A 14,111-nucleotide genomic window follows, 5' to 3' on the forward strand; every position below is an offset into this window, starting at 1 on the left:
ATTTGGAAAACATGCCATTTCCTGAAGGATATAAACTGGAAACATTTGAGAAAATTATACTTCAAGATGAAATGGAGGAAATTTCCGGCTTGGAATGGGTTGGTAAGGATCAGCTTTGGGCTATAGAAGATGAATCTTCCATTATTTATAGACTTGACCCGAAAACAGGCAAAATTCTAAAAAAAAAGAAATTTGCAAAGAACAAGGATATTGAAGATCTCTTGGTCCGTGACAAAGTCGCCTGGGTTCTACAAAGCAACGGAACTCTCTACGAAGTCACTTCTCCGCTCAGCAAAAATCCAGAAACTACCCTACACCATTTTCCAGTCAAAAAAAAGAGGGATATTGAGGCAATAATAGCTTCCAAAACAGAACCATACTTGTTTGTTGTTTGTAAAGCTTGTAAATGGGACATTGGGCCTGAACAAGCTTCTATTTTTAGGTTTGACCTGACTACTAAAAGCTATGATTCTATCCCGTTCACTGTCTTGAAAAGAGAAGATTTACAGCCTTTGTTACTGACCAAAAAGACAGAACCATTGAAAATACAGCCTTCTGCGGCGGCATTGCATCCGATAGAAAATCTTATCTATATTCTCTCTTCCAGTGGTAAGTGGCTATGTATTACGGATACGGATTTCAATCCGAAAAATGTATATAGGCTAGATTCTAGGTTATTCAAACAACCCGAGGGGATTACATTCGATCCACAGGGCAATATGTACATATCAAATGAAGCGCAAGACGGTGACGCCAATATTCTCAAATTCACTTATACCCCATGAAGAAATTTATTTTGCTTCTGATTTTTAGCACACTGTCGTCTATTCTATGGGCACAGCAGGAAGCTTCGCTAAAATTCCGTATTTACCTGATCGGGGACGCGGGAGAAATGGAAAATGGTCATCATCCAGTAGTTGAAGATCTGCGGGGCAAACTTCAAAATGATGGAAATATCCAAACCCACATCATATACTTAGGTGATGATATATATCCCTCCGGTATGCCTGACTATGAAAATAAAGACAGGAAAGAGGCTGAACTGATATTGAAGACACAGCTCGATCTGTATCAGTACGTTTCAGGAAAAATTTGGATGGTGCCCGGCAACCACGATTGGGAACGGGGAAAATCCGGTGGCTGGGCTGCGGTGCTTCGTGCGGAAGAGTATGTCTTGGACAATTATCCCGAAGACAAGGTGGAGTGGATACCAAGTGGTGGCTGTCCCGGTCCCAATGTGATACCGTTAGATGCAGAGACAATTCTGATTACCCTGGATAGCCAGTGGTGGCTACAGCTCAAGGACAAACCCGCTGCAGATTCAGATTGTGAGTACAAGTCAGAAGATGAAGTTTTGGCTGCTCTGGGGTATGTTTTTGAAGAAAATCAGGATAAAACCATCTTGGTGGCAATGCATCATCCCCTCCGATCCTATGGACCACATAATGGTGCTTACAGCTGGAAAGATCATCTGTTTCCGCTCACTGCAACCTCACCAAACTTATATATCCCTCTACCGATAATTGGTTCCATTTATCCATTATATAGAAGCTGGTTTGGGGACATACAAGATCTTCCCCACCCAAAATATGAAGCGATGACCAGAGCTTTGGACAGGATTTTTGAAAGTCATCCCAATGTAATACATGTTGCGGGGCATGAGCATGGCCTGGCATATACACGGGAGAACAATGTGCACTATGTCATCAGCGGTGCCGGGGCCAAAAACACCTACATAAAAAAGCGTAATCCTGCAGACTTCACTTATCCCATGCAGGGTTATGCAGCGTTGGATTTTTATGACAATCATGAAGTAAAGATTGCCTTTTTTGATCCCCTGAAGACAGAACCACTCTATGAAGCACAGTTAATAGAGCCATTTGCGGGCAGTATTTCGGAACTGGAATTGTTTGACCGAAGCATACCCGAAAAAGTCACACGTCCCATTTCTACCCAATACTTGCATGGGAAAGGTTACTATAATTTCTTGGGAAAAAACTACCGCGAATCTTGGGCTATACCCGCCACTTTCGAATCCATAGATATCACCACAGCCAAAACAGGCCTTAAAATCATCAAAAAAGGTGGTGGCTTACAAACACATTCCTTAAGACTGGCTAACAAAGACGGCAAGGAATATGTGATGCGCTCCGTCAACAAATATCCTGAAAAGGCACTTTCACCGGAACTCCGCCAAACTATCGCCAAACAGGTAGTAGAGGATCAAATCTCTTCTTCACACCCCTATGCGGCACTCGCAGTAGCCAGACTGGCTGAGGAAGTTGGGGTAGTGCACACCAACCCTAAAATAGTCTATTTACCCGATGACCCTTTGTTGGGGATTTACAGAAAGGATTTTGGAGATGATTTGTATCTTTTTGAAGAGCGGGAAATAGCGGGAAAAGACGCTCCCGAAGATGTGAAGTTTTTCAGCACGGACAAAATGCTCAAAAAAATCCATGGTGACAACGATCATCAGGTAATGCAGAAGGAAGTTTTGAAAGCCAGAATATTTGATTTTTGGATAGCCGATTGGGACCGCCATGACGATCAGTGGAGATGGGTTGGAGAAAAAGGAAAAAAAGGGTGGGAATTCACTCCTATGCCGAGAGATAGAGATCAGGCATTTTTCGTAAACCAAGGCATACTTCCAAAAATTGCAAGCCGAAAATGGTTAGATCCGCGTTTTCAGGGATTTGATTATACCCCTCCCCGCTTTGTATCAGGGTTTATGTTTAACCCGAGATATTTTGACCGCAGCTTTCTAAATGAACTGGATCGGGAAGATTGGGAAAAAGCATTGGACAAGATCATCCCCCAGATGAGTGAGCAAACGATCTCAGAGGCATTTAGAGACTGGCCCGATACCATTGCGGCAAAGGATGCTCCCGAGATTCAGGCAAAACTTCGCCAGCGAAAAACGTGGTTAAAAGAAGAGATGCTGAAACATTACGCATTCCTGGCCAAGAATGTCGATATCGTGGGCTCCAATAAAAATGAGGAATTTGAAATAACCTACCGCGAAGATGGTCGGGTAAAAGTGGAACTGAGAAAAATCGATAAATCAGGAAACTTGGAACAGAAACTTTATGAGCGAACTTTCCTTCCCGAGGAAACCCGGGAAATCCGACTTTATGGACTAAAAGGCGGGGATACTTTTCGTTCCAAGGGAGAAGGACCGGGTAAAATCAAAGTGAGAATAATTCCGGGAAACGGAGAAAAAATAGTTGAAGACAAAGGCTATACAAAAAAGAAGAATACGCTCATTTACCAAAACCCCAAAGAAAAACGATCACTGGAACTAGGTGAAAGCGCTAAAATCAAATATGCACCTTCTCTTTCCTATTTAAACTACAACAGAAAAGAATTCAAGTATGACAAACTTATGCCATTGGCTTCTGTTGCGTTCAATCGGGATGATGGCCTCTTCTTGGGAGCCGGAGTACTATGGGAAAAGCAGGGCTTCAAAAAAGAGCCATTTTCTATCCGCCAATCCATTGTGGGCAATTATGCGATTAGTTCATTTGCTTTCAATATTGAATACAAAGGCCATGCAGTGGATGTACTGGGAAACCTTGATGTAGTGTGGAAAGCTGATGTAAAGGCACCTGACTTTGCTTTCAACTTCTTCGGAATTGGAAATGAGACTGAATACAACACAGGCATTTATAACATAGACTACTACAGAGCACGATTCAACTGGTATGAATTGTATTCAGGATTACAAACAAAACTGGGTGAAAGCGGAACCTTAACAGTCGGGCCGCACTACCAGATGTTTAGATTTGATTCGGATGACAATGCCGGTAAGTTCGTTACCTCCCCCGAAAGTGGTCTGGATCAGGCAATTTTGGAAAAGACCAAATTATACACCGGACTTTCCTCCAAAATTGTTTTTGACAGAAGAGATCACAAAGAACTACCCAGCAGAGGGTTGTACTTTGAAGGGCAGGCAAAAAGAATGTGGGGACTGAACGATTACGCCGGGAACTTCACTAGAATTGATGGCGAACTTGCCCTATATTGGTCATTTAGGTATCCTTCCAGATTAGTCTGGGCTACTAGATTTGGTGGCGGAAAGAACTGGGGTGATTTTGAATTTTTTCAAGGACAAACGCTTGGTGGCTTGGATAACCTACGCGGTTACAGAAGATACCGCTTCAACGGTGATGCAATGGTTTACAACAATACTGAAGTCAGAATCCGACTATTCAATCTGAAAACCTATATACTTCCTGCTACTGTAGGGATATTGGCGTACAATGATTTCGGGCGCGTGTGGTTACAAAACGAAAAATCAACTAAATGGCACAATTCAGTAGGTACCGGAATCTGGCTGGCACCGCTAAATCAGCTAGTAGCGACCTTTTCTGTAGGCTTCAATGAGGAGGAGTTTTTACCCTTCTTTACCTTCGGATATCAATTTTGACGAAGTATCAGTTGTAGGAGGAGTTTTTGAAGTCATCGCTACCCGAATAGCTTTTAACCCATGAACTCCCTGCATCTCTTCCAGTTCAAGTTCCTCAATTTGATCTTGTAGTTTCCCTTTGTTCTGAAGATAATTTATAAAGTCCCTGTACTCCCTGGCTTCCCGCTGCTGAGAATAGACGATGGCAATTTTACCTGGTTGAACCAAGCGCTCATGAGTTCCTACCACCAAGGCCTTATCAATACGCTTTTTCATGATCTCATAGCGGATATTGTAGGCACCTTCCACATCAAACTTTCGCTCATCCAAACGAAAACTTATTGAAATAGGTGTGCTATGGGCAAGAATAAGCTGAGTCACTTCAAGTGGACTCTCTAATTCGGGCTTTTTATCCTCGATTAGATGATATACTTCTATCAAACTTTGAAGTTGCCAAAGTCTTAAGTTTTTCAGATAAATAAGATCAAACTTCCTGTGCTTCACCAAAGACTGACCGATGTAAATATTGTATTCTATGCCGTCAGTTTTGAATTTCTCAAAGTAGTGGGGAAAAATATTTTGAATTTTCTGTTCTTGCGCATCCATAAAAGATCCTACAGTCTGATTGATTAACTGAAGGCTTTTTTCGAAGGCTTTTCTATGTCTACTCACTACCTGAAGCTGTGAATCCAAACTATCAAAATAAGCCTTGACCTCCTGTTGTAAGTCCTTATAAGTTTCACTTAAATGGATAAAAGTGGGTTCTAGCTCGTACTGAAAAAACTCTGTAATCCTTACTTCTTCTTCACTGAGCAAAATCAAATTAATCCGACGCTTGTACTCATCAATTTGATCGATAAGACTATCCAGTAAAGGCAAGTAGTGCAAAGTTCCGGCAAGTTCCAAAATAGCTTTTCCCTTATCCAGTTGGATAACAAAATCATCGTGAATCGCTTTATTCCGTTCGATGGAGGAGTTTTTTATATCTATGGCCGCATAGAGTGGATACACATCCTGAAACAGGATCGCTTTTATCTCAGGGTTCCTACCCTCCTCTTCATCCAGCACATAATCCAAGGCAATTTCATCAAACTTCCATTCAACCACAGGATGTATAGCGGTGAAATTTTTTCTGATAATGGCCTTAATTTTATAATCCAAGTTCTCCGCCTGCCTGTTCAAGGCCAAGGAAAGAGAGGGAGCCAAGTGATCTAGGGTATGAACCATCATAGGATCAAAAGTTCCTTTTTCGAAAGAACATATTTCCAAAACCCCTACCAGATTACCGTTATGTCTCAAAGGATATAGGATCACTTCCTGTAGTCCCATTTCTACCATCCGGTTTACCAGATCCAAATCATCTAGCGTGTCTTGTATATCTTTTAAAAATACAGGCTTATTCACTTGGGAGAGAAATTCCATAATCGCATGATAAGGTTCCTCATTTCCGGCTGTCAATAGTCGACGGATCAAATAACTATAGGCCAGTCGACTCTCAGACATAATTATCCTACCGGAAATATTCTGCAGTACTGCCAGCCCTACTTTTAAGCCTCCCACACCCAAAAGACTTTTGACAGAATCCTCCACAATCTCCATGAATTCTTCTGAGCTAACCTGATCTTGCTTTAGCACAGCTTCATTCAATGTCGCCACGCTCTGCGCCACCGTCAGATCAATCGCTTCCATGATAATAAAGCCATGGAATTCGAAAAGATCCAAAGGAAGCAATTTCTGTAGACGATCCAGTTCAAACTGGTATGATTCATTTTTGTCACATAATTCAGATGGATTCGGGATTTCCGGTAAATTCCCCTTCGCCACTACTCTGACAAACTGTGTATTGAGTTGGATTTGATAGTGCTTATTTACACCGTCTGCTCCTCTGAATTTAAAAATCATCGGAGGAAATTGATTTATATTTATTCCGTAAAACTGATGTACGATCATGCTATATACATGTACCAGCTTATCAAATGCCACACGTTCAACGTTTAGATCTTGAGGCATGTTTATTCTACCATTTTCATCTAAAAATTGTGCCTTGAAGGTAGGCGTAGCATAAATAGGATTATACTCAAATGGTTTGGATAAGGCTAGGATTTTTTTGTCCTCTTGACCCGATAGAGGAAATAAGGAACTGAGGATCAAACCAAACCCTAGTCTATTCTGATCATTGTCTAAGATTTGAGGGTCAATGTTTGAGGTCAGCAGCTGAGGAAATTTGCTTATCCGTTGCAGATAATCATGATACAGACATGTACCCGGATGTGATTTGTCTGCAAGAGCTTCCCATCTTTCAAATAAAAGTTTAAAGTCAAGAAAAGAGCTTTTGAAATCCAGCTTAATTTTATCCTGTGAATCCATTTTCGAATTGTCTAATAATACAAAATACCTTAATTCGGGAAGATAAGTTCAAAAATGGCTCTCCAAGTTGGAAATTTGATGATTTAGGGATTTCTTCGGTAAGAATAGGCGGGTACAAATAGGGTTTGAAGAGATTCTTTGCACGGGTGTTTGATGGCATTATATGCTGTAATCAGTCTCAGTTTTCAATCTGAGACTATGGATGATTGTAGGCATGGACTAAGATAACAACGTCTTAACTTTTAAGAATTCACTGCAACACCAAAAAACTGCTTCCTGTGACCAAAAAATCAAGTCTTCTTCAGATTCCTTACATCTACACTCACTTTCATCTCCTGCTCACTTCCACTGTAAACTATTCCTTTGAGAGGGGTTACATCAGCAAAATCCCGTCCTACCGCTACCCTTATATGCCTATCATCGACCAATAAATTATTCGTAGCATCAAACTCCACCCAATCATGGCCTGGAATATACACTGCAATCCACGCATGGGAAGCATCCGCACCAATCAATTTAGATTTGCCGGGAGGAGGCAAAGTTTCCAGATATCCACTGACATAACGAGCTGCTAAACCTATTACGCGTAAACATGCAAGTGAAAAATGGGCAAAATCCTGACATACTCCCTTTTTGTGTTTAAATACTTTTTCTAGCGGAGTACTGATATCTGAGAAACCGGGAGTAAAAGCAAAATCCCTAAATATCCTGGTATTCAAATCCATCATTGCTTCCATTATAGGCCGTCCGGGTGTGAATGATTTCACAGTATACCGATGTATCCCTTCCACAAATTGAACATGGTTCGACTCCAAGTAGTATTGTCTTACATCCGTAGCAGTAGCGGTAGTATGGAGCAAATCGACTACCTCCTCCCAAGGCATAGTATCAGAAGGATCTACGTCCATCCAAGGTGGAGAAGAGAGGGACACCACACTCTTGGAGGTTACGCTAAGATTCTTATGCGATCTTTCCACAGAAAAATATAGGTACTTGTTTCCAAAAAAATCAACCCGTTCCATTTCAGAGCTTGGCTTTGGGCTAATTTCACAACTATACTCTTGCACATCCTGGAATGGCAGATTCGGAGGAATCTGAAACATTAAATTATGGCAGAGTGTCGCCGGGAATTCGTAGATATAATCTGTGATATGTGTGACCTTATATTTCATATGATTGTAATAGTTTTTCAGCGGAAGGCAGGTCGAATTGAATAATCATCACAGTGTGTGACTCTTGAGTCATGCTCGATTTCATGGGCCTCTACTTAGTCTTTATTGGTCTTCCGTCTACCCATAGAGTCATGCCTCTATGTCTCAGACAGGCTCAATTTCATATTTCGGGAATTACGGCGGATTGAATCATACTGTATCTTGAATCTGTATGACTGAAATATTTCTCATAAATCGAATCAGAAGTCTCGTGTAGCAACCCAATGATTTGATCCAAAAGAGAAGTCATCTCATCAAACTCCTGAGTAAGCGAATTCGCGATGGAAATCACCTCTATATCACATAATCTGATTTTAGTGATTGCTTCCAGCAATTTCTTTCGCTCAGTACTAAAAAGCTCCTTTTCATCTTGATTTGGCAATGTCTTTAGATGATTGTCTATTTCCAATAATTGGAAAATCAATGATCTCGGGTTGTCTTCATGCAGAATCAACAAACTCAATACACCGTTCATTTCCAGATTGGATCGGTAACGGTAGCGGTAAGTGACCAAACTTTCATTGCATCTCAGGGTATCCTCCATCAGTTCCTTGTTGGATTCAACATCAAAAGATTTACTTAGCATTCCCTTCAAAATCAAACAGTTATTAGCTGCTGATTCTATAAATCTTCCGATATTTAACAGGTGCCAAGTGGGTTCACGAGTCATATTGTCTATATTCAACCCATAAAACGCCATCAATTTCACAACCATATTATCCAGGCTTTGGTAAGCTTGCGTAAGTGAAGAATCTGATTTACGCATACGGGTAAGCTCTTCAGAAATGCTATCCAGAATCCTCCAAGTATCCAAGCTCAACCTATCCCTAACGGAGTAGGCATTTGTAAGGAAACATTGGATAGAATAAGCCAGACTACCGGGCTTATCTACATCATGAACCAAAGCAAGCAACTCAGGTTCCGGATTTTTCAGGTTCTTTTTCACCGTAAACCCCGGTAAGGTGCCAGTCGTCACGGTTAGTGTTTGCAAAAGAGTGCTGAGTACCGGATTTTCATGAATATGAATATCCTCGTCGGCTTCATTATATGAGAGCAAAGTCATCCGCATCAAGCGCACAGCATAGGCGGATCTCTCCAGATATCTTCCCAACCAAAACAAACGTTCTCCTGTCCGGCTTGGCAGCACATTGCGTACCAATGGCTGAGTTTTTACCGTCTTCGCCGCAGGAGCAGTGACGTATTTTCCCTTTCCCAGGACCCAAGTATCCTTGCTGATTCCACCTGTTTGATTTGAAACCAAAAAGGCTCCTTTGGTAGGTGAACTTCTGGACAATCCACCAGGCATTACTTTATAGCTTTTATTTTCTGAATCGGCCACTACATAACTTCTGAATACAGCGTTTCTGGCTTCCAGTTTGTTGTTGATCCAAGAAGGTGTGGTAGAGAACTCCACCATCTCCTGTCCCACATACATATATGGGCTTCGGCGGATTTCCCGTTTTAGATCATCTAGTTCGGCTTTCGACAAATCACCTCCAAAAACAGATTTTTTTTGAGTGCCCCGATATATATTTCGGATCACCAATGAGTCTATTTTTTCAAAAACGTACTTCATTTCCTCATGCTGCCCACACCACCAGGTAGCTACTGAAGGCAAAATAAGATCTTCACCCAGCAGATGTTTGCTGATTTTAGGCAAAAAAGCCATAAGGCCGGGATTTTCCAGCAACCTGCATCCCAGTGGGTTAATCACCAATACTTTCCGCTGTCTTACCGCTTCCATCAGCCCCACGACTCCGAGATGTGAATCATTTTTAAATTCCAAAGGATCACAAAACACATCATCCACCCTTCGGATAATTACATCCACTTTTTCCAATCCCTTGATAGTCTTCAGCCACACATAGCCATCACTTACAGTAAGATCTTCGCCGAAAGCAAGCGTAAATCCCATAAAAGAGGAGATGTATGCGTGCTCAAAAAAAGTTTCGTTCGTAGGACCAGGAGACAGTAAAACTACCCTTGGGTTTTCTTTATTGTTTGTGGTTAGATTGCCAAGTGTATTTTTGAAGGTCTGGTAATAGGAAGTAATTTTACGGGCATGATTCTCTCGGATCAATTCGGGAAATACCCTTGTCATGGCCGCGCGGTTTTCAAATGTATAGCCGGCACCTGAAGGAGCATCAGTGCGATCATGTAGCACCCACATTTTCCCATTGGGGCCACGTGCCAAATCGGAAGAATACTGGATGAGCTGCTGGTCACCGTCCAATTTGATGTTGTGAGCTTGCCTGAGAAATCCACCGTGATTATAGATCAATTCAAATGGAACATGCCCCTCTTTAATCAATGTCTGATCCCCGTATAAATCAGTTAGAACTAGATTCAATAATTCTGTACGCTGAAGCAGTCCTTTCTCAATGCCCTCCCATTCATCACTGCTGAATACCATAGGCACAGGATCCAAAATCCATGGTCTGTTCATCCCATTGGGATCTCCATAGACATTATAAGTCACTCCATTTTCACGAAGTTGGCGCCCCACTTCTTCATGAAACTGCCCCATTTTTTCCGGACCGATTTGCTCATAATATTTTGCCAATCTATCCCAATGGGGATGTATTTTACCTTGGTCGGTTGCCATTTCATCCAGAAATGGTGCATTATTGAACATTTTGTCAATAAGATAAGACTCAATCATGTCTCAAAATTGAACTAAATAACTCTGAAATAATAAACAATTATCGCTTTTTATATCGCCTGAGATCCATTGTATAAGGAAATTCAGGATTAACTATCTCAGGTGAGTCATCATAAGTGGTTTCTAAATTCACCTTGGTAATATACCTGCCTGATTTCTGGTCATCCTTCACAGTTTTCTGTGCTGCAGTCGCTGGGGTTATGGTGTGGCCAAAATCAAAAAACCTGGAAATTCGACGGGATTCTGCTTCATTGCTGTTTATAGGAAAATTATCATAGCTCCTTCCTCCCGGGTGAACTACATGATATTGGCATGCCGCTACCGACTTCTTTGTCCAAGTATCATACAAATCAATCACCAATGGTGTATCAATACCGATGGTAGGGTGCAATGCAGAATATGGCTGCCATGCACGATATCGTATACCTGCAACATATTCTCCTTGGACTCCCGTGTTTTTCAAAGGAATCCGATGTCCGTTACAAAGCAAATGATACCTGGAGTCTGTCAACCCCGAGATTTTCACCTGTAATCTTTCTAAAGAAGAATCTACGTAGCGGGCAGTCCCTGTACTTGACATCTCTTCTCCAAGCACATGCCATGGCTCAATTGCCATTTTCAGATCAACATGAATATCATCCACTTGAAGCTCTCCGATGAAAGGAAAACGGAAAGAAAAGAAAGGATCGAACCAAGCAATATCAAAATTGTATCCGGCACCTTTCAGGTCGGCCACAATCTCTTTCATGTCTTTCTCACAATAATGAGGAAGCAGAAATTTATCATGCAAAGATGTACCCCAACGCACAAGTTTATGAGTATATGGCTCTTTCCAAAACCAACTCATCAGTGCCCTGATAAGCAGCAACTGCACCATGCTCATTCTGTAATGCGGAGGCATGTCAAATCCCCTGAATTCTAGGATCCCTAGCCTACCAGTGCTGGAATCCGGGGAGTAAAGCTTATCAATGCAAAACTCAGCCCTGTGGGTATTGCCCGTGATATCCACCAGCAAGTTTCTAAAGATCCTGTCCACCATCCAGAATGGAATCTCATTTTCCTTTCCCTCGGGAACTTGCTGAAATGCCAACTCTAACTCATACAGCATATCGTCTCTGCCTTCGTCCACTCTTGGCGCCTGACTGGTAGGTCCGATAAATTGTGTGGAAAACAAGTACGACAAGGAAGGGTGATGCTGCCAATAGGTAATAAAACTTCTCAGCACATCAGGTCTCCTTAGCAAGGGGCTATGTTCCGGTGACGAACCGCCAAGGGTTATGTGATTACCTCCTCCTGTTCCAGTGTGCTTTCCATCTACATTGAATTTCTCGCTGATTAGACGTGATTCCCGTGCTTTTTCGTAGAGTATCCCATAATTGGTCGTGATTTCTTTCCAGCTTTTGGCAGGCTGAATATTCACTTCGATCACCCCAGGATCAGGCGTGATCATCATCTTTTCGATCCGCTTGTCCGAAGGTGGATCATATCCTTCTATCAAAATCGGGAGTTGTAGCTTTTCGGCCGTACGTTCCACCGCACTGACCAAATCCAGATAATTCTCAATAAGGTTGAGCGGAGGAAAAAACACAAACAACTTTCCTTCTCTTACTTCCACTACCAGGGAAGTCTTGAAAATCCGCTGAGAATTCTTGGGAGCTACTTTAAATTCTGTAGCTTCAATTTCAGAATCCGGCAATGCGGGAACTTCAGCAAATAAATCTGTTTCCGGCTTTATCGGCTCTTCTTCAGGAGGCGTAAACTCTATAGAGTCCAGAGGCAATCGTAATCCGGCAGGAGAATTCCCCGGCATCAAGAACAAATTCTTTCGCCTAAATCTCCATCGACAGCTTTGCCAAACACCTTCCTCCAAATCCCATTCAAGAGGTATAGAAAATGCTACCGGTTTATCTAGACCTTCATTGAGTAATTCCGCTAATTTCTGGCGCTCTAAAGGAGATTTCAAATCATATTTATACGGATCTATATTTACGGGAATTTTCCCTTCCTGCCAGATAAAGTAGAATGGATCCTCATACAGCGGGGTCAAATTGCTTTTGTCAAGATTCAGCTGTGAAACCAATTCAGCCATAAACTTTCCCGCATCCTTGTCTCCCATGCCATAGTCTTTTGACAGATCGGCCATCAATGCATCGTTGTGCCACATCGGTTTGCCGTCCTTTCTCCAGAAACACGCAAGCTTCCAGCGGGGCAAAGGTTCACCCGGATACCATTTTCCCTGACCATATTGCATCAACGCTCCTGTACCGAATTCTCCCTTAAGTTTGTGAAAAAGTGTGTTGGAAAGACTTCGCTTATGGGCTCCATCAGCCTCGGAATTCCACTCGGGAGCATCCTGATTGTCAACTGAAACGAAAGTCGGTTCCCCTCCCATCGTAAGCCGTACATCATTGGAGACCAAATCTTCGTCTACAGTATCTCCTACAGCGAGGATTTGTTCCCATTGCTCCTCTGAATATGGTTTGGTCACACGTGGTGTTTCTTCTATCCGAGTGACTTCGTTTTTGAAAAAAAACTCCGTCTCTGCAGGTTCAGCCAATCCTGAAATCGGGGCTGCATCCTGAGGATTAGGTGTACAGGCAAGGGGTATATGCCCTTCTCCCGCAAATAATCCGGAAGTCGAGTCCAATCCGATCCATCCTGCACCGGGCACATACACTTCCGTCCATGCATGCAAATCCGTAAAATCGGCCTCCGGGCCGGATGGCCCATCCAAGGATTTTTCATCAGCAGTCAATTGCACCAAATAGCCGGAAGCAAACCGTGAAGCAAGGCCTACATGACGGAGAACCTGAACTAAAAGCCATGCAAAATCCCGGCAAGAACCGGAGCCGATGGTCAGGGTTTCGCTACAGGATTGCACCCCCGGTTCCATACGTACATTGTATTTGAGTTCCTGATTGATCATTGCATTGATCGCTACCAGGTAATCAACAGTAATAATATCTTCAGTAATCAATCCTTTGGCCTTCTCCACCAACTTCATCAGCAAAGGGTCTTTTTCCTTGATCTCCAGATATGGGCCTAGCTGTACTTTCAGGCTTTCTTCATAGCCAAAAGGGAACTTAGAGGCGTAGTCATCCACAAAAAAATCGAAGGGATTTATTACCACCATATCGGCTATCACTTCCACATCAATCTCAAAAAACTTCACTTTCTCAGGAAAAACTACCCGTGCCAGATAGTTACCAAAGGGATCTTGCTGCCAATTGATAAAGTGATTTTCCGGCTTGATGTTCAATGAATAACCTTTGATATACGTCCTTGAATGCGGAGCAGGACGCAATCGAATCACTTGAGGACTTAGACTGATATGATGATCATACTCATACTTGGTATAGTGCCGAATAGCAACTTTTATAGACATAAGCTAGGGAGAAAATTCTGGTTCAAAACGGATCAAATAATTCGTTGGATAAAATGATTTGGGTTATCTGGGTTGCCG

Annotated in this window: 6 protein-coding genes; 2 read left to right on the forward strand and 4 right to left on the reverse strand. The window is 42.3% G+C overall.

Annotation, left to right across the window (positions count from 1 at the left end):
• Positions 1-11: 11 nt before the first annotated feature.
• Positions 12-785 carry an SdiA-regulated domain-containing protein gene (locus ID165_RS09010; protein WP_192350018.1) on the forward strand — a complete coding sequence of 258 codons (774 nt, stop codon included), beginning with the start codon at positions 12-14 and terminating at the stop codon, positions 783-785.
• Complete coding sequence (locus ID165_RS09015; protein ID WP_192350019.1) at positions 782-4,429, forward strand: BamA/TamA family outer membrane protein; 3,648 nt, start codon at positions 782-784, stop codon at positions 4,427-4,429. The genes ID165_RS09010 and ID165_RS09015 overlap by 4 nt, the downstream gene beginning before the upstream one ends.
• Here the strand turns inward: ID165_RS09015 and ID165_RS09020 are convergent.
• The 4 genes from ID165_RS09020 to ID165_RS09035 form a co-directional block, all read right to left on the reverse strand.
• The gene (locus tag ID165_RS09020; protein WP_192350020.1) at positions 4,397-6,775 is read right to left on the reverse strand and encodes a GAF domain-containing protein; all 2,379 of its coding nucleotides are present in this window, start codon (positions 6,773-6,775) and stop codon (positions 4,397-4,399) included. The genes ID165_RS09015 and ID165_RS09020 overlap by 33 nt on opposite strands.
• A 290-nt stretch (positions 6,776-7,065) precedes the next feature.
• Entirely contained in the window at positions 7,066-7,947 is an 882-nt protein-coding gene (locus ID165_RS09025; protein ID WP_192350021.1) for a transglutaminase family protein, read from the reverse strand.
• Positions 7,948-8,107: 160 nt separating this feature from the next.
• Positions 8,108-10,648: a circularly permuted type 2 ATP-grasp protein gene (locus ID165_RS09030; protein WP_192350022.1), complete on the reverse strand. Its 2,541-nt coding sequence runs from the start codon at positions 10,646-10,648 to the stop codon at positions 8,108-8,110.
• 40 nt (positions 10,649-10,688) lie between these two features.
• A complete protein-coding gene (locus tag ID165_RS09035) occupies positions 10,689-14,033 on the reverse strand; it encodes a DUF2126 domain-containing protein (protein WP_192350023.1) in 3,345 nt (1,114 codons plus the stop codon).
• Positions 14,034-14,111: the final 78 nt, after the last annotated feature.

Source organism: Algoriphagus sp. Y33, from assembly GCF_014838715.1.
GTDB lineage: Bacteria > Bacteroidota > Bacteroidia > Cytophagales > Cyclobacteriaceae > Algoriphagus.